Raw genomic sequence first — 22,336 nt, 5'->3', positions numbered from 1 at the left:
AAGCTCCTTCCTTGTGTGATGGTAACGCTAAAATGTAAGTAACCTCGTCGAGGTCGGCGCGCTTATGCACCGTGGCGCCCTAGCTTGGGCGTTTCTCTAGTCTGGCATAGAAAAAGCCGTCGTGGCTGCCCTCGGTGGGAAACAGTTGGCGTCCCTTGCCGCTGGGGATGCCCCAGGCCACCCCCTCGGGCGTGGTGACCACGGCATCCGGCGTACGCGCGAGAAATGCGTCGATCTGCTCGGCGTTCTCCTGCGGCAGCACCGAGCAGGTGGCGTAAAGCAGCGTACCGCCGGTACGCAGCAGGGGCCAGAGCGTATCGAGCATGCGCGCCTGCAGGTTCGCCAGCGCGGCAATATCCTTCTCGCGTCGCAAGCGCTTGATATCGGGATGACGGCGAATCACGCCGGTGCCGGAGCAGGGTGCATCGAGCAGGATGGCGTCAAAGGGCGTACCGTCCCACCAATCCCGCGTGGTGGCGTCGCCATGCAGCAATTCTGCGTCGAGCTTCAGCCGCGACAGGGTGTCCTCCACCCGGGCCAGGCGGGTGTTATCGCTGTCGAGTGCGGTCAATTCGATATCGAACTGCTCGAGCAGGTGGCCGGTCTTGCCGCCCGGCGCGCAGCAGGCGTCCAGTACCCGGGCGCCGGGGCGGGGTGCCAGGGCCGGGCCGAGCAGGGCTGCCGAGAGCTGTGCCGCCTCGTCCTGAATGCTGACCTGTCCCGCCGCGAAGCCGGGCAACGCGGCGACATCGCAAGGATTCTGCAGGGTGATGCCGTCCGGGGCGTGAGGGCACAGGAACCCATCCAGACCCTGTGTGGTGAGCTTCTCGAGGTAGGCCTCGCGGTCCAGGTGACGCGCGTTGATGCGCAGCGTCATCGGCCCCGGCTGATTGTTGGTCTCGGCGATGGCGCACCACTGCTCGGGCCACGCCTGGCGCAACGCGTCGAGCAGCCAGGGCGGGTGTTCCAGCGCCACATTGGGGTCCTGGTCGACCTCGGCCTGCAGGGCCTCGCTTTCGCGTTGCAGGCGCCGCAGACATCCATTTAGCACGCGTGTCGCCCAGCTCTTGCCCAGCAGCCTGGCGGCACCGGCGGTTTCCCCCACCGCCGCGTGGGCGGGAATGCGCAGGTAGAGCAACTGGTAGATGCCCACCAGCAGCAGGGCGTGGATATCGCTGTCGCGGGGCTTGAACGCCTGCTTGAGCAGCAGGGCGGCAAGCGCTTCGATACGCGGTAGCCGACGGCAGGTGCCGAAACACAACTCCTTGAACAAGGCACGATCCCGGGCGATCACGCTGTGCTCGTCCAGACTTGCCAACGATCCCTTGGCGGTGATGACGGGAACCAAGGCACGCGCGGCGGCGGCACGCACTTCCTTGCCGCTGCCGCCGGTAGTTGGCTTGGCACGGTTCATGGGGTTTCTCCTTTTTGGCTGGAGTTGCCCAGGCGGACGCCGGGGGCTAGGCGGTTATTGCCGGCATTGAGCAGCTCACGGGCGGCCGTGGCCTTGCCGCCGGGCAGTTGCGCCTGGCTGACCTCGAGAACATCCTGTCCCTGAGGGCCGCAGGCGATGCGCAGATTCCCGTCGCCCGGTGTGAGCAGGGTACCGGGAGGGCTTGAGTAGGGCTCGCCGGTACCCGGCGTCGCGGCGAGAATCCGCAGGCGTTCATTTCCCAGCACGCACCAGGCCACCGGCCAGGGGTTGAAAGCGCGAATCCGGGCGGCCAGCACGCTGGCGGGTTGGGAAAAGTCCAGCTCGGCCTCGGCCTTGGAAAGCTTGGCGGCGTAGGTCACGCCCTGCTCCGGCTGCGGCGTGGCTTGCGCTTCGCCCGCGGCGATTTGATCCAGGGTGGCGACCAGGGCCTCGGCGCCAAGTGTCGCGAGAGTGTCGTGCAGGCTGGCGCTGGTCGTGGAGGCGGTGATCGGCGTCCGTACTTCCTTGAGCATGGCACCGGTATCCAGGCCTTCGTCCATCTGCATGATGGTCACGCCGGATTCGGCGTCACCCGCTTCGATGGCGCGCTGGATCGGCGCCGCCCCGCGCCAGCGCGGCAGCAGCGACGCATGGACATTGATGCAGCCAAGCGCGGGAGTTTCCAGCACGGCGCGGGGCAGCAGCAGGCCGTAGGCCACCACCACCATGATATCCGCTTCCAGCGCCGCCAGTTCCGCCAGGGCCTGGGGCTCCTTGAGGCTGGCGGGTTGATGCACCGCCAGCTGATGGTCGAGCGCCAGCGCCTTGACCGGGCTGGGCGTCAGTTTGCGCCCGCGCCCGGCGGGGCGGTCGGGCTGGGTATATACCGCGACCACCTGGTGGTGGCTTTGCAGCAGGGCGGCAAGGGTGGAGGCGGCAAAATCGGGGGTGCCGGCGAATACAACGCGCAACGAACGTGACATGAAACAAGCACCTGGGCGAGAAAGTATGGCATTCATGGGAAAACAGGCATTCATGATAGCCGAGTGGGCTGTCACGAAGAAGGCCGAGAAAACAAACTCATGAAGAGCGCTTTCCCGGCCTCGAATGGTGATTTCGCACTCGCCCGAAGGCGGCGCATCAGGCTTCCTGCAGTTGCTTGTGGCGCTTCTGCATTTTCTTCATCACCCGGTCGCGCTTGAGCGGCGACAGGTAGTCGACGAACAGCACACCTTCGAGGTGGTCGCATTCGTGCTGGATGCAGTGAGCCAGCAGGCCGTCGGCTTCCAGTTCGTAGGGCTCGCCGTGACGGTCCAGGGCTTTAAGCTGCACCTTCAGCGCGCGCGGCACGTCGGCGTAGTACTCCGGAATCGACAGGCAGCCTTCCTGCAACGGCTCGCGCTCGTCGCCGACGGGAACGTAGCTCGGATTGATCAGCACCAGGGGGCTGTCACGGTTGTCGCTGACATCCATGACGACGACGCGACGGTGAACGTCCACCTGGGTCGCGGCAAGGCCGATGCCGCTGGCGTCGTACATGGTCTCCAGCATGTCGTCTACCAGCCGGCGTACTTCGTCGTCCACGGTTTCCACGGCGGCTGCCTTGGTGCGCAGGCGCTCGTCGGGGAATTCAAGAATGGGTAATTTGGCCATGGCGTTGTCATCACCGTTATGCTGACATTGGTGGAATTGGTCGGTCGCCAGTGTTGTCGGCTGTCATCATCGCCGGACGATCTTCAGACTGACGGTAGCGACACTCATGTCTGGTGGGCATTCTAGTGGGCGAGGGAGAGCGATGACACCTTCGGCCGGCTATCATGCCGATAGCGTGAGACTATACCATGCCGGGAAGGTTCCTTGGATGGCCGCGACGAGAGGAAAACAATGAAAGGAACACAAGCATGACGACAAGCCGCACGCGACACGGCCGTAACGGCAACCGCCGGGGCTGGCTTGCTGCCCTGGCACTCGGCCTGCTGTTGCCCGCAGCGGCGGCGGCACAGACGGCGACCTGGGAAAGCCTGCATGACCAGGCGCCCGAGCGCTATACCGTGGTTCGGGGAGACACGCTATGGGACATCGCCGGACGTTTTCTGCACGACCCGTGGCGATGGCAGCAGGTATGGCGGGTCAATCCGCAAATCGGCAACCCGCACCGCATCTATCCCGGCGATGAAATCTATCTTTACGACTGTGGCGGCAGGCCGTGCCTGGGGCTCGCGCGGGGCAAGAACGTGGTGAAGCTGTCGCCGGAGATACGCACTCCGCCGCGACGTGAAGCCATCGAGCCCATTCCCATGGAAACCGTGGAAGCTTTCCTGCGTGACCATCGAATCGTCGACGACCCCGATGCCATCGACGAGCTGGCCTATGTGGTGGCCGGGGATGAGCGGCGCCTGATCAGCGGTGCCGGCGACAGGATCTACGCGCGGGGCACGGTCGTACCGGCGGGGCATTACGGCATCTACCGCGTCGGCGAGTCCTATTTCGGCCCCAATGGGGAGCTGCTCGGCCAGGAACTGGAAAGTGTCGGCGAGGCCCGCGCGATGCGCCAGGAGGGCGATATCGCCAAACTGGAGGTGTTGAGCGCGCGTATGGAAGTACGCAACAACGACATTATCCTGCCGCTGGAGAGCCGTCTGCTGGAGAGTCGCTTCCTGCCGCGAGCCCCACAGCGTGAGGTGGAAGGGCATATTCTCGCGGTACCCGGTGGCGTGCGTTTTGTCGGGCGGCTGCAGGTTATTACGCTGAATCTGGGCACCGAAGACGGCCTGCAGCCGGGGCATGTGCTGCGTGTCGAGCAGCAGGGTGAGCGAGTCAACGACCCGCGCAGCCGGGACGTGCTCCAGCTACCGGGTGACGAAGCGGGCGTGGTAATGGTATTTCGGCCTTACGACCGGGTGAGCTATGCCCTGGTCATGCGTGCCTCGCGAACTCTGGAAGTGGGCGATCGCGTGTACAATCCTGATGCACAGCGGACGTCACAAACGCAGCAGTGATGCCCGCTACCTGCCGGCAGCCACCGCGTCATGACAACAAACAAGGAGACCAGCATGGATCCCATGCAGTGGCTGGCGGTATCGATGTTGCCCGGCATGGGGCCGCGGCGGATCGCGGAGCTTGTGGCGCGCAACCCCGAGTGGCCGCAAGGATGGCTGGCGGCGATGCCCGCTCCCGCCTCCCAGGCTCTGCGATTGTGGCTCGAACATCCGTCGCGTAGCCCGCTTGAAGCCGAGATCGAGAAAACCCGCCAGTGGCTGGCCGAGTCGCCGCGCCGAGCGCTGCTCCATCCGGGACATCCCGCGTGGCCGCGCTTGCTCGATCAACTGCCCGACCCGCCCAGCGTGCTGTGGGCGCAAGGAGACCTGGCCGCCCTCGACCCGCCTACGCTGGCGGTAGTGGGTACCCGCCGTCCCACCCAGGAGGGCGTCGGGAATGCCCGTGCCTTCGGTAGGGAATTCGCCCGCCGTGGGTGGTGCCTGGTCAGCGGCATGGCGTTGGGCGTGGATGCGATAGCGCAACAGGCGGCCCTGGATACCGGAGGCATGAGCATCGCGGTGCTGGGTTGCGGTGTCGACGTGATTTACCCGCCGCGCCATCGCGCGCTGCATCAACAGCTAAGCGAGCAAGCCAATGGCTTGATCCTCTCCGAGCATCCGCCGGGAACCCAGGCCCGGCCAGCGTTCTTTCCCCGCCGCAATCGGATTGTCACGGGTCTCTCGCTGGGCGTGCTGGTGGTGGAGGCGGCGGAGAAAAGCGGCTCGTTGGTCAGCGCGCGGCTAGCGCTGGAACAGGACCGGGAACTGTTCGCCCTGCCTGGGTCGATCCATAACGTCCAGGCCCGCGGTTGTCTCAAGCTGATTCGCGAAGGCCAGGCGCACCTGGTGCTCGATGCCGACGACATACTGGCGGAACTCGGCCAGTGGGCGTCGACATTTCTGCCGCTCACTCTCAAGGAGCCGGGGCTTCCCGTCGAACCGGTGCCGCCAGCGGAGGAACTGCCGGATAGCCTGCTGACTCATCTGAGTGACGTCCCCACACCGATCGATGCCCTGGTATACCAGGCGGAGCTCGCCGTGGGCGAATGCCAGCAACGGCTATTGATGCTGGAACTGGACGGATGGGTGACCCAGCAGGCGGGTGGCTGGGTGCGCCTGCCACGGGCGTGATAACATGCCTCGGCCCGACTCCAACCGCTGGGAGGTGTGATGAACTCGGCTGCTGAACTGAGTGTTGCCGTGCGTGCGCTACGTAACGCAGGGGTGATTGCCTGCCCCACGGAAGCCGTCTGGGGGCTGAGCTGCGACCCCGACAACGACGAAGCCTTGGCCAAGCTGATGCGGCTCAAGGAGCGAGACCCGGCCAAGGGCGTGATCGTCATTGCCGCGCATATCGATCAACTGCAGCCTTGGCTGGACGGCTTGCCGGTGGCGCTCTACGCTCCGTTGATCGCCAGCTGGCCGGGGCCCAATACCTGGCTGGTACCGGATAACGGCCGCAGCCATGGCCTGGTGCGCGGCGCTCATGAGCGAGTCGCCCTGCGCGTCACCGATCACCCCACCATGGTGGCGCTGTGTCGTGAGTTCGGTGGGCCGCTGGTTTCCACCTCCGCCAATCGGGCGGGACAGCCGCCGGCCATGAGCGAGCAGGAGATCAGGCGTTACTTCGACGGGCAACTGGATGCGCTGGTTTCCGGTGAGCTGGGCGGCAACCCGCGGCCCAGCACCATTCGCGACCTGGTCAGCGGCCAGGTGCTGCGCGACTGAATCTGAATTTCCAGGAGGCACAACGTGGCTCACGAGCATCTCGACGAGGTGAAGCACTACCTGCTCGACCTGCAGGATCGCCTTTGTGCGGGGCTGGAAACCGCCGATGGCGGCAGCCGCTTCAAGGAGGAGAGCTGGCAACGCGAGGAGGGCGGCGGCGGTCGTTCGCGGGTAATCGTCCAAGGGCAGGTGTTCGAAAAGGGCGGTGTCAACTTCTCGCATGTCTACGGTGCGCAGTTGCCGCCCTCGGCTACCGCCGCGCGGCCCGAACTCGCCGGGCGCAGCTTCCACGCCGTGGGCGTGTCCTGGGTGCTGCATCCGCACAACCCTCATGTGCCTACCAGTCACGGCAATGTGCGTTTCTTCATTGCCGAGAAGGAGGGCGAGGCCCCAGTCTGGTGGTTCGGCGGCGGCTTCGATCTCACCCCCTTCTATCCGGTATTCGAGGATGTCGTTCACTGGCATCGGGTAGCGCGGGAAGCCTGCCGCCCCTTCGGCGATTGGGTTTATCCTCGCTACAAGGCCTGGTGCGACGAGTACTTCTACCTCAAGCATCGCGACGAGACGCGGGGCGTCGGTGGGCTGTTCTTCGATGACGTCAACGAGGGCGGTTTCGAGAACTGCTTTGCATTCCAACGGGCGGTCGGCGACAGCTTCCTCGATGCCTATCTGCCCATCGTCGAGCATCGCCGCGGCACTCCCTGGAGCGAGCGGGAGCGTGAGTTTCAGCTCTATCGCCGCGGGCGCTACGTGGAGTTCAACCTGGTGTGGGACCGCGGTACGCTCTTCGGGCTGCAAAGTGGCGGGCGTACCGAATCCATCCTGATGTCGCTGCCGCCACTGGCGCGCTGGGAATACGCCTGGACGCCCGAGCCGGATAGCCCCGAGGCCCTGCTCGCAGACTACCTGCACCCGCGTGAATGGTTGGCAGAAGCCGCCGCAGCTGAGGAAGAATCATGACGCAACGCTACTGTGTATTCGGCCATCCAGTCGGCCACTCCAAATCGCCCTTGATCCATGCCGAGTTCGCCCACCAGACGCACCAGACAATCGAATACAGCGCCATCGAAGCGCCGCTGGACGATTTCGCCGGGGCGTGGCGGCGCTTCGTCGAGGGGGGAGGACGAGGCGCCAATGTCACCGTGCCTTTCAAGCAGGAGGCGTTTGCGCTGTGCGATACCCTGAGCCATCGGGCCCTGCGGGCCGGCGCGGTCAACACCCTGATCGTCGGCGGGAACGGCCGTACTTACGGGGACAACACCGATGGTATGGGCCTGGTGCGCGACCTGGCCTACCATCGTGTGGCCGTGAAGGATGCTCGCATTTTGGTGGTGGGAGCCGGAGGCGCGGTGCGCGGGCTGCTCGAACCCCTGCTCAACGAAGCGCCCGCCGCCGTGGCGGTGGTCAACCGTACCGCCGCCAAGGCGGAAGCGCTGGCGGCAGATTTCAGTGGCCTGGGTCTGATCACGGGCGGCGGCTTCGAGACTCTGGCGGGCAGTTACGACCTGGTGATCAACGGCACCAGCGCGAGCCTGAGCGGTGATTTGCCGCCTTTACCCGACGATGTCTTCGCCAAGCGGGCCTGGGCCTACGACATGATGTACTCCAGCGAACCCACGGTTTTCCTACAGTGGGCCGGGCCACGTGGGGCTCGGCTTCTCGATGGGCTGGGCATGCTGGTGGAGCAGGCGGCGGAGTCGTTCTTCCTGTGGCGCAATGTGCGCCCCGAAACCTCACCGGTGCGTGATTTACTGCGTAAATCGCTGGATTACTGAGCGCTCCTTCAGCAACGAAAAACGGCGCTTATTGCGCCGTTTTCGCTTTCAATAACGTTTACTTTTCACGTGCTTTCACATTTCAGCGCCGTTTCACATAAAAACCCGCCAGGCACAGAATCAAGCCGATTATCGTCAGCAACATGCCGCCGTTGACCAGCAGCGGGTAGCGTTGGAGCCAGGAGACGAATGGCTGGGGGGTGTCGCGGCAGACGCCCTCCACGTAGTCCCAATGGCCACCATCGAACAGGCACTCGCGGATGTTTCCCAGCTCCCAGAAGTACACGCCAAGCAGCACCATGATCGGCACTACTAGCAACAACAATCCCATACGTATCATTCAGACCTCTTCGCAGCCGCCATCACGGGCGTGGGCAGTTGGGAGTGCGGCCGGCATTGCGCGCTTGTTCGTATACCTGCATGGCGCCCTGCATTTCGGCCTGCAGTCCTTCGATGCGCTGCCCCTGGCTTGGGTGCGTCGACATCCAGCCGGGCGGCCGGGCGCCGCCACCCGAGGCGGCCTGCATGTTTTCCCATAGGGTAACACTGGCGCGGGGGTCGAAACCCGCCTCGGCCATCAGGCGCAAACCGATCACGTCGGCTTCGCTTTCATGGCGGCGCGAGAACGGCAGCAGGATTCCGTATTCGGCGCCCATGCCCAGCACGCCCAGCAGTTGTTGGTTCTCGATGCCCGACGTGCTGGAAAGCACTGACAGGCCAAGCTGGGTGGCACTTTCGGTGGAGGCGCGCTCGTTGGAGTGGTTCGCCAACACGTGGGCGATTTCGTGGCCGATCACCGACGCCAGCTGGTTCTGATTTTCGGCGATATCCAGCATGCCCGAGTTCACTCCCATGTAACCGCCGGGCAAGGCGAAGGCGTTGGCCTGTTCCGATTCGAATACCTGCACACTCCACTGCTGGCTGCGCTGCTGTTCGGGCAGGACCTCGACGATAGCACGGGTGATGCACTGCACGTAACGCTGGCTGGCGGCATCGGCGCTGGGCAGGTCCTGCTGGTACTGGGTGAATGCCTGGCGGCCCATTTCGTTGAGCTGGTCGTCGGAGAGCAGCAGCAACTGGGAACGGCCTGTCGGCGAAGTGCTACAGGCCGCGAGAGAAGCACACAGGGCGGTGACAGCCAATGGACGAAGCCAGCGCATAGACGGTTTCCTTATAGACGGTAGGGATCGTTGCACACAAGATAACCACTGTCGGGGGTAAATCAAACCCTCAAAGTACAATGCACGTCAAAGTACAATGCAAGCCGAGGACCATTATGGATGCTGAATTGAGCCGGCGCTTGACGCGCCTTCTGGATCATGTCGATCACTGGTTGCCACCCGCTCCGGAGTCCGTGGACTGGGACACCCATGTCGCGGCTATCTGGCAGCGGCATCCGCTGGGTGGGCGGCTGTTGCCGATACCCCCGCGAGATGCGCTGGGGCTGGATGACCTGCTGGGCATCGAACGCCAGAAGCTGGCGCTGGTGGACAATACTCGGGCCTTTCTGCGCGGTTTTCCCGCCAACCACGTGCTGTTGTGGGGAGCCAGGGGTAGCGGCAAGTCCTCGCTGATACGGGCGCTACTCAACTCGCTGGCGGCCGACGGCTTGCGCATGATCCAGGTGGATCGCCATGACCTGGCGGGCTTGCCCATGCTGGTCGAGCAGCTACGTCATTCGTCCCATCGTTTCGTGGTGTATTGCGACGATCTGTCGTTCGAAGGCAACGACGATGCCTACAAGGCGCTCAAGAGCGTGCTCGATGGCGCCCTGACCGGACCGCCACCCAATGTGCTGCTGTATGCCACATCCAACCGGCGCCATCTACTGCCGGAATCGATGGAGGACAACAGCGGCTCGCGGCTGGTGGGGGAGGAGCTGCATCACGGCGATGCGGTGGAGGAGAAGATCTCGCTGTCGGATCGTTTCGGCCTGTGGCTCAGCTTCTACCCGTTCGACCAGGACGCTTACCTGGAGGCGTGCTGCCATTGGGTCGCCCAGTTGGGCCGCGCCGAAGACTGGGGGGCCGAGGCACGGGCCGAGGCGATTCGTTTCGCCACGCTGCGCGGTGGGCGCAGCGGACGCAGTGCCTGGCAGTTCGCGGCGCAGTGGGTGGGCCGCAAGCGCTTGGCGGAAAACAAATGACGCTGAGAAATCATCGCTGAGGTATTAGCCGTCCATTTTCGCCGACATTGAGGCGAATGGTGGGGGTGAATAATCCGGCGGGCAGCGTCATGCCCAAGCCACGAAGATCCCCGGGGGTAATGGCCAGTTGGCTGCCGGGCGGTAGCTCGCCCTGGGTGGCCAACTGGCTGGCAAGCTCCAGCATCGGCGCCATGCGCCGGGTATCGCTGGCGAGCACGTCAAAGGCGACGGGCAAGCGCAAGTTGGCATCCCCGCCGGAAGTGAGCGTGACATCCTGCTTGTATTGGCCTTGCACGGGTTCGACACCGGGCATATCCAAGCTCCAGCGAAAGCCTGACATCTCGACCGGCGGCATGCCCGCGGGTAACCCAAGCCCCATGGCGATGGTGGCCTGTATGGGCAGGCTTCCCGTACCGAGACTCGAGGCAATCAGGCTGGTCAAGTCACTGGTGTCCAGCCCTGCATTGATGTTGTAGGGGCCGATGCGGACTTCCTCGACGCCGAGCGAGGTAACCGCCAGGCGAAACGCAAACAGGCCGGTCTGGGGAAGGGCAAGACAGCCAGTGAGCAGACTGGCAAGGCCAAACAGAGTAAACCAGCGCCAGAGGCGAGCAGCATGCAGCATGGGGTTCCCTCCTGAGAAGGATAAAGGTGGCGACTGTTGTAAGTGAGATTACGTACCAGGTAGTCGCTAGCGGTGGATGGTGGCTTGTTGCCGGTAATGGCTAGTGATCGGTAGTGGCTAGTGTCGATAGTGACAAACTGAAGGCGCGGCTATTTGATGGCTGGAGCCGCACGCTGTCAAGTAAAAACCATTGCTGGCGAAGCTCGTCAAGGCACATGCAAAAACGCCTGCTGAAAAAGCAGCAGGCGTCGAATTGATTGTCTAACTCTCAATGTCAGCGGCGGCCCTTGCGCGCCTCCCTGGTACGGTTGAGCTCGCGTTTCTTGGCCTTTTCCTTGTCGCTGGCGCCGGCCATGGGGTCGAAGGGGTTGTTACCGGAGCGGAACTCGAAACGCATCGGCGTTCCGCGCACCTTGAGTACCTTGCGAAAGGTATTCGTGAGGTAGCGGCGATACGCTTCCGGCAGTGAACCCGTCTGGTTGCCGTGAACCACGATGATCGGCGGGTTGCTGCCGCCCTGGTGGGCCATGCGCAGCTTGATCCGCCGTCCGTGTACCAGGGGCGGCGGATGCTGGCTGACGGCATCCTGCAGCAGGGTGGTGAGACGGTTGGTCGACCAGTGGGCATTGGCAGCGTTGAAGGCGCGCTCGATAGAAGGGTAGAGATCGCCTACCGCGGTACCGTGCAGGGCGGAGATGAAGTGCATTTCGGCATAGTCGGCGAACCCCAGGCGGCGCTTGATCTCGTTGCGCATCTTGTCCTTGGCTTCGCTCTCCAGACCGTCCCACTTGTTCACCGCCAGGACCAGGGCGCGCCCCGAGGTGAGAACGTAGTCGAGCAGGTGTAGATCCTGTTCCACCAGGCCGGTGCGGGCATCCAGCACCATGACCGCCACATGGCACTCCTTGATCGCCTCGAGGGTCTTGATAATGGAGAACTTCTCGGCGATCTCGCTGACATTCTTGCGCCGCCGCACGCCCGCGGTGTCCACCAGCACGTAGGGCTTGCCGCGACGCTCGAAGGGAATCTCGATGGCGTCGCGGGTGGTGCCAGCTTCATCGAACACCACCACGCGCTCTTCGCCCAGCAGGCGATTGACCAAGGTAGACTTGCCCACGTTGGGGCGGCCGATGACGCCGATGCGAATCCCCTTGGTGCCGGTGTCGGCGGGAATGCTCTCGTCGCGCTCGGGGAAGGGTTCGAGCACCACGTCGATCAGCGTGGAGACGTTGCGTCCGTGCTCCGCTGCGATCGGCCAGGGGTCGCCCAGCCCCAGCTTCCAGAACTCCGCCATGGCGGAGTGCTCTTCGAGCCCGTCGATCTTGTTGACTACCAGCCAGGTCTTCTTCTGGTTGACGCGCAGGTGGTTGGCGATCGCTTCATCGGCGACATTCAATCCGGCGCGGGCATCGACCAAGAACAGGACGATATCGGCCTCGTCGATCGCCGCCAGCGACTGCTCGGCCATGACGGCATCGATACCTTCCTCGTCGCCGCTGATGCCACCGGTATCGATTACCGTGTAAGCTTTGCCGCCCAACATGCCATTGCCGTACTTGCGATCCCGGGTCAGACCCGGAAAGTCGGCGACCAGCGCGTCACGCGAGCGAGTCAGGCGGTTGAACAGGGTCGACTTGCCCACGTTGGGGCGGCCGACCAGAGCGATGACTGGTGTCATGGATTCACTTCCAGGGTTTCCAGGCGACCATTGTTGGAAAGGACATGAATCGTCTTTCCATCGGTCACGGGGCGTACGCTTATCCCCGACTTGTGGATGCGGGTGCGACCGACGATATCGCCTTCGCTGGCACCGATAAGGTGAAGATAGCCTTCGTAATCGCCCAGGGCCAGGCGGCCGTCGACGAATGCCGGCGACGTCAGCCAGCGGCCTTCGAGGTCGTCGTTGCGCCATAGCTCGCGACCGGTCTGGGCATCGAGGGCGATCACGTGGCTGTCATCGCTGACGGTGAACAGAAAGTTGCCCACCAGCACCGGCGTGTGGCGGCTGGAGTGGTCGTATTCCCACATGATCTCGCCGCGGGTGGCCTCGAGCGCCACCAGGCGGCCGTTGTAACTGCTCACGAACAGTCGGCCGTCCTGGGTCAGTACCGGTTGCCCGGCAAGATCCACCAGCCGGTCGATTTCGCTTCGCCCTTGGGGTACGGCGATCTGCATCTCCCACAGCGGCTGGCCGTTACGATTGTCCAGTGTCACCAGGCGGCCGTTGGCCAGGCCGACGAAGGAGACCGGGGGAATGACCTGGGGAGTGCCGGTGCCGCGCAGGGTCAGCGCCGGTTGCGAACTGCTGTAGACCCAGCGTTCGGTACCGTTGGCGCGATCGAGCGCGGTGACGGTACCGTCGACGCTCTGAACGACCAGCAGCTCCTGATTGGCCTGGGGGGCCGCCAGGACTTCGCTGGGAACCCTGGAGCGCCACACCACGTCACCGTCCTGCTGGGACAGGGCCAGGACCTCGCCGTTGCGACTGCCGACGTAGACATTACCGGCGATGGCGGTGAGCGCGCTGGAAATGGGCGTGTCGAGCTCGACCTCCCACTGGCGCGAGCCGTTTTGGGCATTCAGCGCCACCACGTAGCCTTCGGCATCGGCGGCGAAAACCATGTTGCCGTCCCGGGCCGGGGCGATGGGGTAGCGGGCTCGGCCCAGGCCGTCGCCGACGCCATACTTCCACTGGCTATCGAGGGTCGAACTCTCGTCGAACCCCTGGAGTTCCTTCGGCGTGTACACGGGCTCGCTCTTGTTGGCGCAACCCGCCACCAGAGCCAGGGCCAGGGTGCCGGCGGCCAGCAGCGGCAGACGTAGCGTTAGGAAGGAATTCATAATGCGGTCTCCTGGGTGCCAAGGTCGTCCAATTTGAAACTTACGCCGTAAAGGGGCTGGTCTTTGGCCTCTGCCATGGCCAGGGCTTCCTGCCACGCCTGCCGGGCCTCGTCGTCGCGACCGAGGGCACTGAGGGCATCGCCGCGAACATTGGCTCGCTGGGCGGACAGCGCATCGCTGATGGGGTCGTCGAGTAGCGTGAGGGCACGTTCCGCGTCGTCAGCTTCCAGCGCCAGGCGGGCCAGGCGCAGTCTGGCAAGGCTCTGCACATATCGCCGCGAGGAGGTATCGATTACCTGTTCCAGTGCCGCCTGCGCGCCTTCCAGGTCACCCTGCTGTACGGCCAGGCGTGTATCGAGCAGCAGGGCCAGTTCGGCATAGAGCGTACCGCCGTGCTCGTCGACCAGTTCGTCTACCAGGCGCCGGGCTTGTTCGATGCCGGCATCATCCAGTTCGCTGTCGGAGGCCACCGTGGCCAGTTGCTGGTAACGCATGGACGCAGCCTGGGCCTGGTTCGCTTGATAATTCTCCCAGGCATTCCAGCCGAATACCCCTGCGGCGGCGATCACCACCCCGGCAATCAGCGATGTGCCATTGGCCTTCCACCAACGCTTGAGCGCATCCAGTTGTTCTTCTTCGGTTCTCAGCTCCGCCACGGGCGGCCTCCTGTCTTCATTCGTCAGTCTTGCAATTGATGAGCATTGTTCGTCGAGCGATGGCGATCGAGTTGGCTAGTTCATCGCGTCACGGCATCCGCTCAGGCACCGCCAATCAGGCCTCGGGCGTTTCGAGCAGGCCGTGCAGCTCGACGGCAAGTTCCGCCTGGGGCAGGCTGCGCTGGTCGCGATCGTCGCGCAAAAACTTCACCGTGGCCGAGTGCTGGGCCAGTTCCTCATCGCCAATCAGTACGGCCAGCGTGGCGCCGCTCTTGTCGGCCTTCTTCATTCGACTCTTGAAGCTGCCGCCGCCGCAGTGCATCTGCAAACGCAGCTCGGGCAGGGCGCCGCGCAGCTGTTCGGCAAGCGTCAAGGCCGCCACGGTTGCACTGTCGTCCATGGGCAGCATGTACACATCGCAGCCGCCCATGGCGTCGGCGGGCACCAGGTCGAGGGTTTCCAGCAGCAGTACCAGCCGCTCGATGCCCATGGCGAAACCCACGGCGGGTGTCGGCTTGCCGCCGAGCTGCTCCACCAGGCCGTCGTAACGTCCGCCGGCGCATACGGTTCCCTGGCTGCCAAGCGCCGTGGTGGTCCACTCGAACACGGTGCGGCAGTAATAATCCAGGCCGCGTACCAGGCGCGGATTGACGACGTAGTCGATGCCGGCGGCTTGCAGCATGGTGGTCAGCTGTTCGAAGTGCCGGCGGGACTCCTCGTCAAGGTGATCCATCAGCTGGGGAGCGCCGTCGAGCATCTCGGCCATGGCCGGGTTCTTGGAGTCCAGAATGCGCAGGGGATTGCTTTCCAGCCGGCGCAGGGAGTCCTCGTCGAGCACATCGCGGTGGTCGTTGAAATACTCCACCAGCGTGGCGCGATAAGCCGAGCGAGCTTCGCTGGAACCCAGCGAGTTGAGTTCCAGGGTCACGTGGTCGGCCAGGCCGAGCTCCTGCCAAAGCCGAGCGGAGAGCAGGATCACCTCGGCATCGATATCGGGGCCGTCGAAGCCGTAGGCCTCCACGCCAACCTGATGAAACTGCCGATAGCGGCCCTTCTGCGGACGTTCGTGGCGAAACATCGGGCCCTGGTACCACAGCCGTTGGGTCTGGTTGTGCAGCAGCCCGTGCTCCAGGGCGGCACGCACGCAGCTGGCGGTTCCCTCGGGACGCAGGGTGAGACTATCGCCATTGCGGTCCTCGAAGGTGTACATCTCCTTCTCGACGATATCGGTGACTTCACCGATCGAGCGGGCGAATAGCGCGGTCTGCTCGAGGATCGGCATGCGAATCTCGTCGAAACCGTAGCGCTGCATGAGGCGGCGTACCTTGGCTTCCAGAAACTGCCAGCGCGGGCTGTCGCCGGGCAGCAGGTCGTTCATGCCACGAATGGCCTGGATCTTCTTGCTCAATGCAAACTCCTTGACGAGCAGCATGGCCTTCCGGCGGGCCGGTCGGCACTAGACGCTGCGGGCTATCGTATCCTGTTGCTTCAACTGCTTTTCACGTACTTTGTCGCGGATCAAGGCTTCCAGGTCATCTACCAGGTTGTCGTTGCGCAACTTGCTGGCGGGCTTGCCGTCGATGTAGACCAGGTTGGCCGGGCTACCGCCGGTCAGGCCGATATCGGTCTCCTTGGCCTCGCCGGGACCATTGACCACACAGCCGATCACGGAAACGTCGAGGGGCGTCATGACGTCCTGCAGACGCTCCTCGAGGGCATTCATGGTGCTGATGACATCGAAGTTCTGCCGCGAGCAACTGGGGCAGGCGATGAAGTTGATGCCCTTGGCCCGCAGGCGCAAGCTTTTCAGCATGTCGAAGCCGACCTTGATCTCCTCGACCGGGTCGGCTGCCAGCGACACGCGAATGGTGTCGCCGATGCCGTCCATCAACAGCATGCCGAGTCCGATCGAAGACTTGACCGTACCCGAGCGCAGGCCGCCGGCTTCGGTGATGCCCAGATGCAGCGGCTGCTCGATGCGGCTGGCCAGCGAGCGATAAGCGGCCACGGCCATGAACACATCCGAGGCCTTGACGCTGACCTTGAATTCGGGGAAGTCGAGTCGCTCGAGATGATCGATATGGCGCATGGCGGACTCCACCAGGGCCTCGGGCGTGGGCTCGCCGTACTTCTTCTGCAGGTCCTTTTCCAGCGAACCAGCATTGACGCCGATGCGAATAGGGATGCCGTTATCGCGGGCGGCGCTGACCACGGCGCGAACACGATCCTCGCGGCCGATATTGCCGGGGTTGATGCGCAGGCAGTCCACTCCCAGTTCGGCGACGCGCAGGGCGATCTTGTAATCGAAGTGGATATCGGCGACCAGCGGCACGTTGACTTCGCGCTTGATCTTGCCGAACGCCTCGGCAGCATCCATGTCCGGTACGGAAACCCGCACGATATCGGCGCCAGCGTTTTCCAGTTGACGAATCTGGGCCACGGTCGCGGCGACGTCCAGCGTGTCGGTATTGGTCATGCTCTGCACGGAAATCGGCGCGTTACCGCCGACGGCGACATTGCCGACGTGGATCTGGCGAGACTGGCGACGTTGAATCGGAGATGCGGCGTGCATAGGGCGGTCACTCTCCTAGAGTAAAGCGGGCAACGTTGTTGGCACCGGCCTGGGCTACCAGGTCGACAGGCTCGCCCTGGTAGCGCAGCTCGACACCGGTGGCGTTGCCCACGGTCAAGCGAAATGGCGGCTCGCCTTCGACACTGGCGGAAGTGCCGGGCGATTGCAGGCCCACGAAAACGCGCTGGTTGGTGGCGTCGAATATCTCCGTCCACGATTGCTCGTTGAAGGTCAGTTCCAGCCGCGCCAGGCCATCTTCGGTTGCGCTTTCCTGCGCTTCGTCGGCCGTGCTGTCGGCGTCAATGGTGGAAGGCTCGTCAGCGGCATCCTGCGCTGAGGCGTCTTCGATTTCTTCCTCGGCGGCGGGGTTCGACTGGGTATCGGTTTGATCGCTTTCCGGTGCCGAGACCAGCGGCATGTCGTTGTTGGTCTGCGATCCGGGAGTCGCATCCATTGGCGCCGAGGGGGTGTCCAGCTCATCATTGATGGGGTCAACCGGCTCTTGCATGTCCAGTTCACCGGTAGTCATGTCCTGCATGTCTCCGGCATCCAGCGAGTCATCTGCTGCAGATGAATCATCCGATGTCGGCAAGTCGCCGGACTCCTCCATGGGCGCCGGCGAGGAGTTGAAGCCGAAGCCGGGCAGGGAGCTGTCGCCCCGGCTCTGCCACCACATCACGGTCAGGGCGATCAAGCCGACGATAATCAACAGCGTCACTAGCTTGAACAGCCAGGCGCCGATGCGTGACGGCGGTTTGGACACCTGTACCGGTGTCACCTTGCGTTCGACATCCTGGCCGCCGTATTGCGCAGTGTAAGCCTCGAGCACCGGGCGTTCATCAAGTCCGAGAAACTTGGCGTAGGCACGCAGATAACCGCGCCGGTAAGCCGGTACGGGAATTTCATCGTAGTTGTCGTTTTCCAGACCATCGACAACGGCCGGACGCAGGTTCAGGGCGCGGGAGGCATCGACAAGCGATATGCCCTGTTGTTCGCGTTGACGACGGACCATGTCACCGGGTGAAACCGTTGCGCTGTTAACTTGGCTTTCAGAGTAGTGAGTGTCGCTCATGGCTGAGCATCCTTCATTGATAAACGGTGGTCAGGGCACATCAAGTCGTGGCGGTATCGGCTCACAAGGTATCTCGTTGACGACGCAGGTCGGCGGCTCGAGACTGGTCGCCTTCGGCATCGGCAATATCGATCGCCATGGACAATGCTTCCCGACTGGGCCCTGCCAGGCGCAGAAAAGACTGCAACGGCGGCCACGCGCGTTGGTAATGGCCCTGTGAATATTCGAGTTCGGCTAACATGAAATAACTGCGTGGATTGCGTGGATCAATGTTCGAGGCTCGCTCCAGACTGGCACGAGCCGCCTCCATGTTACCCAATTCCAGGTAGCACTGGCCGAGATTGGCGAAAAGTTGGGCACGATTGGCGTATTGCGCATCCCGCGAGGCGTATTCCAGCTGCTCGCAAGCCCGGGCGATTTCATTTTGCTCATAGAGGAAAGCCGCGTAGTTGTTGCGCGCCCGGGTAAAGCCGGGGTCCGCTTTCATTGCTTGCCGGAAATGTTCGTCGGCCAAGCCATTCTCGCCTTGACGCTGATAGACCAGCGCCAGGGCTTGCAGGGCTTCCGCATGGGATGGAGCTATCTCCAGGGCGCGATCGAGAGCGTTCATCGCACGTGGCAGGTTATCGCGTTCGAGGTAAGCGACTCCCAGTCGGGTGTAGGCTTCCGCCGCGCTGGAGTCGGTCTGCTGAGCGCCGATGTTCGCCGGAGTGGCGCAGCCTGCCAACCACATAGCCCCTAGCAGGGTGGTCAACAAGGGCACCCGTCGTAGGCTCACGGGAATACAGCGGCGACAGATCATGTAGCTCCTCTCGGCGTCGAGTTCAGGCCATCAGCCGGATAACCTTGCAGTGCTGACGACACCACGCATGGGACGAAATTTCAGTGAAGAAAAAGCCTGTCCATCAAAGCGCCGTGACCTGTGGAAGTCAAGGAATCGGCGCGATCAGTCTGCATCGATTTGAATGGATTGGATATATCGCGCATGACGCTTGGTGCGGTCCTTGACTCTTCCCACCAACTGGCCGCAAGCGGCATCGATATCGTCGCCACGGGTCGAACGGATGGTGGCGTTGTACTCGAGATCGTAAAGCCATTGCTGGAAACGCATGGTCTGGTTGCGCGAGGGTTTTTCATACCCCGAATGCGGAAACGGATTGAAAGGGATCAAGTTGATCTTGCACGGCAATTCCTGGAGCAGGGCGGCCAGCTGCTCGGCATGTTCGCGCTGGTCGTTGACGTCCTTGATCAGGGTATATTCTATGGTCACCATGCGGGTGCCGTCGCACTTGGCCAGGTAACGATGGCAGGCATCCAGCAGGGCGCGAATATTGTACTTGCGATTGAGCGGCACCAGTTCGTTGCGCAGCTCGTCGTTTGCGGCGTGGAGCGAAACCGCCAGGCTGACATCCATTTCGTCGCCGAGCTTGTCGATCATCGGTACCACGCCCGAGGTGGAAAGCGTGACGCGGCGCTTGGAAAGCCCGTAGCCGTTGTCGTCGAGCATCAGCTTCATGGCCGGCACGACGTTGTCGTAATTGAGCAGCGGCTCGCCCATGCCCATCATCACCACATTGGTCACCGCGCGGTTGGCGCTGTCGTTCTGCGGGCCGACACTGCGTTGAGCGACCCATACCTGGCCGATGATCTCGGCGGCAGTCAGGTTGCGCTGAAAACCCTGCTTGCCGGTGGAGCAGAAGCTGCAATCCAGCGAACAGCCGACCTGGGAGGAGACGCACAAGGTACGCCGCTTGCCGTTCTCCGCCGGGATCAGCACGGTCTCGACATAGCTGCCATCCTCCACTTCCAGTACCCACTTCTTGGTGCCGTCACTGGAGGTGCCTTCGTATACCACCTTGGGTCCGCGAATTTCCGCGACTTCCGCCAAGCGCTCGCGCAGCGACTTGGAGAGATTCGTCATGGAGGCGAAGTCGTCGCAGCCCTCATGATGAATCCACTTCATGACCTGAGCGGCACGGAACTTCTTTTCCCCGATGGACAGAAAGAAAGCTTCCATGGCCTCGCGGGAAAGTCCCAGCAGATTGGTGCCTGGCTGGTCGGTACTCGATTGGCCAGCGCTGCGGCCAACGGGGGCGGCAGCGGGGGACGGCGTATGTTCGGGAACAGTGGACATGGTGATCAGCGATTCAGAAAGGGCGGGGGCGTTGGCCCCCGCGAAAGTGGCCGGCAGGAATGTGGCGGCGGTGCCGGTTTAACGTGGGCACAGCTCGTCGTTGCCGAAGAAATAGGCGATTTCACGCTCGGCGGAAGCCGGGGCGTCGGAGCCATGGACGGCATTGGCGTCGATGGACTCGGCGAAGTCGGCGCGGATGGTGCCCGGCTCGGCTTCCTTGGGGTTGGTCGCGCCCATCAGCTCACGGTTCTTGGCGATGGCGCCTTCACCTTCCAGCACCTGCACCATGACCGGACCGGACGTCATGAAACCGACCAGGTCGCCGAAGAAGGGGCGTTCCTTGTGCTCGGCATAGAAGCCCTCGGCTTTCTCGCGGGACAGTTGCTGCATCTTGGCGGCGACGATCTTCAGGCCGGCTTTCTCGAAGCGAGAGTAGATCTCGCCGATGGCGTTCTTGGCTACGGCGTCGGGCTTGATGATGGATAGGGTGCGTTCAGTCGCCATGGGACATCTCCGTCGAGTGGTGGAAAATATCAGCAGATAAAACAGAATACGCCGCCCAAAGTCGCTGGGGCGGCACATGAAGCTAGCGGTTCGAGTGGCGGCGCATGGTTGCGCTCAAGCCGGGTAAACCGAGTGCGCGGGATTATAGCGCCTCACTGCGCCGATGAATACCGGTGTCTTGCGGCCACCGGCCTCGTGACCGTTAAACCGTGAAGCTTTCACCGCAGCCGCACTCGTCCTTGACGTTGGGATTGTTGAAGCGAAAGAAACGGTTGAGACCTTCGCTGACATAATCCACTTCGCTGCCGTCGAGCATCTCCAAGGCATCGGGGGCGACGAATACCTGGGCGCCATGGGCTTCGAAGCGAATTTCCTCTTCGCCGACCTCATCGGCAAAATCCAGCACGTAGCTGTAGCCGGAGCAGCCACTGGGCTTGACGGAAACGCGTAGCCCCAGCCCCTGGCCGCGCTCGGCAAGCACATGCTGGATCTGTTGGGCCGCTGCGGGGGTAATGGACAGGTTCGCCATGGTCATTCTCCTGCAAGAAATAGTGGTGCAGAAAGGGTAGTGCAGAGGTGGAGCGCAGCACACCAGCGGCAAAGCCGGGCTAGCGCCTCAATCCCTGCAGTGCGTGGCGCAATACCGCCACGGCATGATCGATTTCGGCTTCGGTGGTAAAGCGACCGAAGCTCAGGCGCAAGGACGAGAGCGCCCGGGAGCGGGGCGTGCCGACGCCCGTCAAGACATAGGACGGATCGACGCTCGCGGAGTTGCATGCCGAGCCCGTCGAAACCGCAACGTCGCGCAGCGCCATCAGCAGGGCTTCGCCATCCACACCGTCAAAGCCCAGGTTGAGAATATTGGGAATCGACACGCTGGGGTCGCTGTTGGCGTGAATGCCGCCCAATCCCGACAGGCCCTGCCACAGGCGGTCGCGAAGGGCGGTGATGCGCTGCTGGTCAGCGGTACCTTCGGCGGCCGCCAGCGCGAACGCCTCGCCCATGCCGGCGATCTGATGGGTGGGGAGCGTGCCGGAACGCATGCCACGTTCGTGGCCGCCACCGTGGATCAGCGCTTCGATGCGGACGTCCGGGTGCCGCTTCACATACAGCGCGCCGATGCCCTTGGGGCCGTAAACCTTGTGAGCCGACAGCGATAACAGGTCGACGCCCAGGCGTTCGACATCCAGTTCGATGCGCCCTATGGCCTGGGCGGCATCGGTATGGAAGGCCGCCCCGTGGGCGCGGGCTACCTCGGCCAGCGCGGCGATATCGTTGATGGTGCCCAGTTCATTGTTGACCGCCATCAGCGACACCAGCACGGTATCGTCGCGCATGGCGTCGCCTAGCTGCGCCGGGGTGATGCGCCCGTCGCGCTGGGGAGTCAGCCAGGTCACCGAATAGCCCTCGTGTTCCAGGGCCTTGGCGGTATCCACCACCGCCTTGTGTTCGATGGTGGAGGTGATCAAGTGTCGCCCACGCGCCTGGTTGGCCCGCATGTAGCCTGTCAGGGCGAGATTGTCAGCCTCGGTGGCGCCACTGGTCCAGACGATTTCACGCGGGTCGGCTCCAATGACATCCGCCACCTGGCGGCGCGCCTGTTCCACGGCCTGCTCCGCCTGCCAGCCGAGCATGTGGCTGCGTGAGGCGGGATTGGCAAAAAGCTCGTCTTGGCCAAGATAGCGCAACATGACCGCTACCACGCGGTTGTCCACCGGCGTGGTGGCGGCGTAGTCCAGGTAGATCGGGGTGGCTGGTGCGTTTGCGCTCATCGTCGGGTCTGCGTGCTGATTCTGCGTGGCTGTAAGAAATGTCATCCGGAGGCGCTGCG

Annotated in this window: 23 protein-coding genes; 6 read left to right on the top strand and 17 right to left on the bottom strand. The window is 63.4% G+C overall.

Annotated features, from left to right (window positions below; genetic code table 11):
• Positions 1 to 79 precede the first annotated feature (79 nt).
• The 3 genes from rsmB to def form a co-directional block, all read right to left on the bottom strand.
• Positions 80 to 1,414, bottom strand: coding sequence for a 16S rRNA (cytosine(967)-C(5))-methyltransferase RsmB (gene rsmB / locus R5M92_RS09655; protein ID WP_346795715.1), 1,335 nt, complete (start codon positions 1,412 to 1,414; stop codon positions 80 to 82).
• Entirely contained in the window at positions 1,411 to 2,397 is a 987-nt protein-coding gene (gene fmt / locus R5M92_RS09650) for a methionyl-tRNA formyltransferase (RefSeq protein ID WP_346795714.1), read from the bottom strand. The genes rsmB and fmt overlap by 4 nt, the downstream gene beginning before the upstream one ends.
• 157 nt (positions 2,398 to 2,554) lie before the next feature.
• Positions 2,555 to 3,067, bottom strand: coding sequence for a peptide deformylase (def, locus tag R5M92_RS09645; protein ID WP_346795713.1), 513 nt, complete (start codon positions 3,065 to 3,067; stop codon positions 2,555 to 2,557).
• 248 nt (positions 3,068 to 3,315) lie between these two features.
• Between def and R5M92_RS09640 the strand changes: the two genes are divergently transcribed.
• The 5 genes from R5M92_RS09640 to aroE are packed head-to-tail and all read left to right on the top strand — an operon-like array spanning position 3,316 to position 7,955.
• A complete protein-coding gene (locus R5M92_RS09640; RefSeq protein ID WP_346795712.1) occupies positions 3,316 to 4,413 on the top strand; it encodes a LysM domain-containing protein in 1,098 nt (365 codons plus the stop codon).
• Positions 4,414 to 4,467: 54 nt separating this feature from the next.
• Positions 4,468 to 5,583, top strand: coding sequence for a DNA-processing protein DprA (gene dprA, locus R5M92_RS09635; protein ID WP_346795711.1), 1,116 nt, complete (start codon positions 4,468 to 4,470; stop codon positions 5,581 to 5,583).
• Positions 5,584 to 5,622: 39 nt separating this feature from the next.
• Complete coding sequence (locus R5M92_RS09630) at positions 5,623 to 6,180, top strand: L-threonylcarbamoyladenylate synthase (protein WP_346795710.1); 558 nt, start codon at positions 5,623 to 5,625, stop codon at positions 6,178 to 6,180.
• A gap of 24 nt (positions 6,181 to 6,204) precedes the next feature.
• A complete protein-coding gene (hemF, locus tag R5M92_RS09625) occupies positions 6,205 to 7,140 on the top strand; it encodes an oxygen-dependent coproporphyrinogen oxidase (RefSeq protein WP_346795709.1) in 936 nt (311 codons plus the stop codon).
• A complete protein-coding gene (gene aroE / locus R5M92_RS09620; protein WP_346795708.1) occupies positions 7,137 to 7,955 on the top strand; it encodes a shikimate dehydrogenase in 819 nt (272 codons plus the stop codon). Before hemF ends, aroE begins: the two co-directional genes overlap by 4 nt.
• A gap of 82 nt (positions 7,956 to 8,037) precedes the next feature.
• On the opposite strand, the gene R5M92_RS09615 is transcribed toward aroE, so the two are convergent.
• Both R5M92_RS09615 and R5M92_RS09610 read right to left on the bottom strand, forming a co-directional pair.
• Positions 8,038 to 8,295: a hypothetical protein gene (locus R5M92_RS09615; protein WP_346795707.1), complete on the bottom strand. Its 258-nt coding sequence runs from the start codon at positions 8,293 to 8,295 to the stop codon at positions 8,038 to 8,040.
• Positions 8,296 to 8,317: 22 nt separating this feature from the next.
• Positions 8,318 to 9,115, bottom strand: coding sequence for a M48 family metallopeptidase (locus tag R5M92_RS09610; protein ID WP_346795706.1), 798 nt, complete (start codon positions 9,113 to 9,115; stop codon positions 8,318 to 8,320).
• Between the two features lie 116 nt (positions 9,116 to 9,231).
• Between R5M92_RS09610 and R5M92_RS09605 the strand changes: the two genes are divergently transcribed.
• Positions 9,232 to 10,101: an ATP-binding protein gene (locus tag R5M92_RS09605; RefSeq protein ID WP_346795705.1), complete on the top strand. Its 870-nt coding sequence runs from the start codon at positions 9,232 to 9,234 to the stop codon at positions 10,099 to 10,101.
• A gap of 10 nt (positions 10,102 to 10,111) precedes the next feature.
• Here the strand turns inward: R5M92_RS09605 and R5M92_RS09600 are convergent, their stop codons facing one another.
• The 12 genes from R5M92_RS09600 to R5M92_RS09545 form a co-directional block, all read right to left on the bottom strand.
• Positions 10,112 to 10,726 (bottom strand): hypothetical protein, encoded by a 615-nt coding sequence (locus R5M92_RS09600; RefSeq protein ID WP_346795704.1) that lies wholly within the window; start codon positions 10,724 to 10,726, stop codon positions 10,112 to 10,114.
• A gap of 274 nt (positions 10,727 to 11,000) precedes the next feature.
• Positions 11,001 to 12,404, bottom strand: a complete 1,404-nt coding sequence (der, locus tag R5M92_RS09595) for a ribosome biogenesis GTPase Der (RefSeq protein WP_346795703.1) — start codon at positions 12,402 to 12,404, stop codon at positions 11,001 to 11,003.
• Positions 12,401 to 13,567: an outer membrane protein assembly factor BamB gene (bamB, locus tag R5M92_RS09590; RefSeq protein WP_346795702.1), complete on the bottom strand. Its 1,167-nt coding sequence runs from the start codon at positions 13,565 to 13,567 to the stop codon at positions 12,401 to 12,403. Before bamB ends, der begins: the two co-directional genes overlap by 4 nt.
• Entirely contained in the window at positions 13,564 to 14,223 is a 660-nt protein-coding gene (locus R5M92_RS09585; protein ID WP_346795701.1) for a YfgM family protein, read from the bottom strand. The genes bamB and R5M92_RS09585 overlap by 4 nt, the downstream gene beginning before the upstream one ends.
• 115 nt (positions 14,224 to 14,338) lie before the next feature.
• Complete coding sequence (gene hisS / locus R5M92_RS09580) at positions 14,339 to 15,601, bottom strand: histidine--tRNA ligase (protein WP_417339149.1); 1,263 nt, start codon at positions 15,599 to 15,601, stop codon at positions 14,339 to 14,341.
• 78 nt (positions 15,602 to 15,679) lie between these two features.
• The gene (gene ispG / locus R5M92_RS09575; RefSeq protein WP_346795699.1) at positions 15,680 to 16,795 is read right to left on the bottom strand and encodes a flavodoxin-dependent (E)-4-hydroxy-3-methylbut-2-enyl-diphosphate synthase; all 1,116 of its coding nucleotides are present in this window, start codon (positions 16,793 to 16,795) and stop codon (positions 15,680 to 15,682) included.
• A 7-nt stretch (positions 16,796 to 16,802) separates the two neighbouring features.
• Positions 16,803 to 17,867: a RodZ domain-containing protein gene (locus tag R5M92_RS09570; RefSeq protein WP_346795698.1), complete on the bottom strand. Its 1,065-nt coding sequence runs from the start codon at positions 17,865 to 17,867 to the stop codon at positions 16,803 to 16,805.
• Positions 17,868 to 17,928: 61 nt separating this feature from the next.
• The gene (gene pilW / locus R5M92_RS09565) at positions 17,929 to 18,669 is read right to left on the bottom strand and encodes a type IV pilus biogenesis/stability protein PilW (RefSeq protein WP_346795697.1); all 741 of its coding nucleotides are present in this window, start codon (positions 18,667 to 18,669) and stop codon (positions 17,929 to 17,931) included.
• 144 nt (positions 18,670 to 18,813) lie between these two features.
• A complete protein-coding gene (gene rlmN / locus R5M92_RS09560) occupies positions 18,814 to 20,001 on the bottom strand; it encodes a 23S rRNA (adenine(2503)-C(2))-methyltransferase RlmN (RefSeq protein ID WP_346795696.1) in 1,188 nt (395 codons plus the stop codon).
• Between the two features lie 78 nt (positions 20,002 to 20,079).
• Entirely contained in the window at positions 20,080 to 20,505 is a 426-nt protein-coding gene (gene ndk / locus R5M92_RS09555; RefSeq protein ID WP_346795695.1) for a nucleoside-diphosphate kinase, read from the bottom strand.
• A gap of 202 nt (positions 20,506 to 20,707) precedes the next feature.
• Positions 20,708 to 21,034, bottom strand: a complete 327-nt coding sequence (locus tag R5M92_RS09550; RefSeq protein WP_346795694.1) for an iron-sulfur cluster assembly accessory protein — start codon at positions 21,032 to 21,034, stop codon at positions 20,708 to 20,710.
• 79 nt (positions 21,035 to 21,113) lie between these two features.
• Positions 21,114 to 22,277 (bottom strand): IscS subfamily cysteine desulfurase, encoded by a 1,164-nt coding sequence (locus R5M92_RS09545; protein WP_346795693.1) that lies wholly within the window; start codon positions 22,275 to 22,277, stop codon positions 21,114 to 21,116.
• Between the last annotated feature and the right edge of the window lie 59 nt (positions 22,278 to 22,336).

This window comes from Halomonas sp. Bachu 37 (genome assembly GCF_039691755.1).
Lineage (GTDB): Bacteria > Pseudomonadota > Gammaproteobacteria > Pseudomonadales > Halomonadaceae > Vreelandella > Vreelandella kashgarensis.
The sequence above is the reverse complement of the archived record's forward strand: the minus strand, read 5'-3'. Positions and strand labels throughout refer to the sequence as shown.

Bases quoted from the DNA above. Each gene is read 5' to 3' on its own strand.
- rsmB (WP_346795715.1), bottom strand. From the start codon at position 1,414: ATGAACCGTGCCAAGCCAACTACCGGCGGCAGCGGCAAGGAAGTGCGT.
- fmt (WP_346795714.1), bottom strand. From the start codon at position 2,397: ATGTCACGTTCGTTGCGCGTTGTATTCGCCGGCACCCCCGATTTTGCC.
- def (WP_346795713.1), bottom strand. From the start codon at position 3,067: ATGGCCAAATTACCCATTCTTGAATTCCCCGACGAGCGCCTGCGCACC.
- R5M92_RS09640 (WP_346795712.1), top strand. From the start codon at position 3,316: ATGACGACAAGCCGCACGCGACACGGCCGTAACGGCAACCGCCGGGGC.
- dprA (WP_346795711.1), top strand. From the start codon at position 4,468: ATGGATCCCATGCAGTGGCTGGCGGTATCGATGTTGCCCGGCATGGGG.
- R5M92_RS09630 (WP_346795710.1), top strand. From the start codon at position 5,623: ATGAACTCGGCTGCTGAACTGAGTGTTGCCGTGCGTGCGCTACGTAAC.
- aroE (WP_346795708.1), top strand. From the start codon at position 7,137: ATGACGCAACGCTACTGTGTATTCGGCCATCCAGTCGGCCACTCCAAA.
- R5M92_RS09615 (WP_346795707.1), bottom strand. From the start codon at position 8,295: ATGATACGTATGGGATTGTTGTTGCTAGTAGTGCCGATCATGGTGCTG.
- R5M92_RS09610 (WP_346795706.1), bottom strand. From the start codon at position 9,115: ATGCGCTGGCTTCGTCCATTGGCTGTCACCGCCCTGTGTGCTTCTCTC.
- R5M92_RS09605 (WP_346795705.1), top strand. From the start codon at position 9,232: ATGGATGCTGAATTGAGCCGGCGCTTGACGCGCCTTCTGGATCATGTC.
- R5M92_RS09600 (WP_346795704.1), bottom strand. From the start codon at position 10,726: ATGCTGCATGCTGCTCGCCTCTGGCGCTGGTTTACTCTGTTTGGCCTT.
- der (WP_346795703.1), bottom strand. From the start codon at position 12,404: ATGACACCAGTCATCGCTCTGGTCGGCCGCCCCAACGTGGGCAAGTCG.
- bamB (WP_346795702.1), bottom strand. From the start codon at position 13,567: ATGAATTCCTTCCTAACGCTACGTCTGCCGCTGCTGGCCGCCGGCACC.
- hisS (WP_417339149.1), bottom strand. From the start codon at position 15,601: ATGAACGACCTGCTGCCCGGCGACAGCCCGCGCTGGCAGTTTCTGGAA.
- ispG (WP_346795699.1), bottom strand. From the start codon at position 16,795: ATGCACGCCGCATCTCCGATTCAACGTCGCCAGTCTCGCCAGATCCAC.
- R5M92_RS09570 (WP_346795698.1), bottom strand. From the start codon at position 17,867: ATGAGCGACACTCACTACTCTGAAAGCCAAGTTAACAGCGCAACGGTT.
- pilW (WP_346795697.1), bottom strand. From the start codon at position 18,669: ATGATCTGTCGCCGCTGTATTCCCGTGAGCCTACGACGGGTGCCCTTG.
- rlmN (WP_346795696.1), bottom strand. From the start codon at position 20,001: ATGTCCACTGTTCCCGAACATACGCCGTCCCCCGCTGCCGCCCCCGTT.
- ndk (WP_346795695.1), bottom strand. From the start codon at position 20,505: ATGGCGACTGAACGCACCCTATCCATCATCAAGCCCGACGCCGTAGCC.
- R5M92_RS09550 (WP_346795694.1), bottom strand. From the start codon at position 21,034: ATGGCGAACCTGTCCATTACCCCCGCAGCGGCCCAACAGATCCAGCAT.
- R5M92_RS09545 (WP_346795693.1), bottom strand. From the start codon at position 22,277: ATGAGCGCAAACGCACCAGCCACCCCGATCTACCTGGACTACGCCGCC.